The sequence below is a fragment of the Pelagimonas sp. genome (genome assembly GCF_058892305.1).
The window spans coordinates 1-1,389 of the sequence record NZ_JBZXVN010000068.1 but is presented as its reverse complement, the minus strand read 5'-3'; the positions used below and the strand labels follow the sequence as shown (position 1 = coordinate 1,389).

At 55.9% G+C, this 1,389-nt stretch carries 1 protein-coding gene; it reads right to left on the bottom strand.

Annotated elements, in window-relative coordinates; genetic code table 11:
* Positions 1 to 219: 219 nt before the first annotated feature.
* Positions 220 to 1,389 (bottom strand): elongation factor Tu (tuf, locus tag AC5EFR_RS21950; protein ID WP_493577853.1); only part of this gene is annotated, 1,170 nt, incomplete at its 5' end.

The following is a 1,389-nucleotide window of genomic DNA, read 5'->3' as shown; positions in this document are numbered from 1 at the left end:
TTACCCTGTCTGTCTTCTCCCAAGACACCAAAAGGCCGCCTGTTTAGGGCGGCCTTTTTTGGTTCGCGGACCGATCCCCTCTCGAATTCAAAGGGATCGCGCATAAAAACGCAAAAGGCCGCCCGGGATGGGGCGGCCTTCTTTGGTGTGATTGCCGTGTGGGCTTCGTCAGATCTTCTTTGGAAAATCCTCTGCACCACCAGACGCGAGAACCGCGTCTTACTCGACGATCTTGGACACAACACCCGAACCAACGGTACGGCCGCCTTCGCGGATCGCGAAACGCAGGCCATCTTCCATGGCGATTGGGGCGATCAGCTCAACACCGAACTTCAGGTTGTCGCCTGGCATAACCATTTCTGTGCCTTCAGGCAGAGTTACGGTGCCGGTAACGTCCGTTGTACGGAAGTAGAACTGTGGACGGTAGTTCGCGAAGAATGGCGTGTGACGGCCACCCTCTTCTTTGGTCAGGATGTAGACCTCAGCTTCGAACTTGGTGTGCGGGTTCACAGAACCGGGCGCGCACAGAACCTGACCACGCTCAACCGATTCACGGTCGATACCACGCAGCAATGCGCCGATGTTGTCGCCAGCTTCACCGCGATCAAGCAGCTTGCGGAACATTTCAACACCGGTACAGGTGGTTGTGGTGGTGTCTTTAATGCCAACGATTTCAATGCTGTCGCCAACATTGATCACGCCACGCTCAACACGGCCGGTCACAACGGTACCACGACCCGAGATCGAGAACACGTCTTCGATCGGCATCAGGAACGGCTGGTCAATCGCGCGCTCTGGCTGTGGGATGTACTCATCAACAGCAGCCATCAGCTCTTTGATTTTCTCTTCGCCGATTTCAGGGTTGTTGCCTTCCATCGCCGCCAGAGCCGAACCCGCGATCACAGGGATATCATCGCCTGGGAAGTCGTATTCGGACAGAAGCTCACGGATTTCCATTTCAACCAGCTCGAGCAGCTCTTCGTCGTCTACCTGGTCAACTTTGTTCATGAAAACAACCATGGCCGGGATGCCAACCTGGCGACCCAGAAGGATGTGCTCACGAGTCTGTGGCATAGGGCCATCAGCCGCGTTCACAACCAGGATCGCGCCGTCCATCTGCGCCGCACCGGTGATCATGTTTTTGACGTAGTCGGCGTGGCCGGGGCAGTCAACGTGCGCGTAGTGACGTGCATCGGTTTCATACTCAACGTGCGCAGTCGAGATGGTGATCCCGCGGGCTTTTTCTTCTGGCGCGCCATCAATCTGATCGTACGCTTTGAAGTCACCAAAATACTTGGTGATCGCCGCCGTCAGCGTGGTTTTACCGTGGTCAACGTGACCAATGGTGCCAATGTTACAGTGCGGCTTGCCGCGTTCAAACTTTTCCTT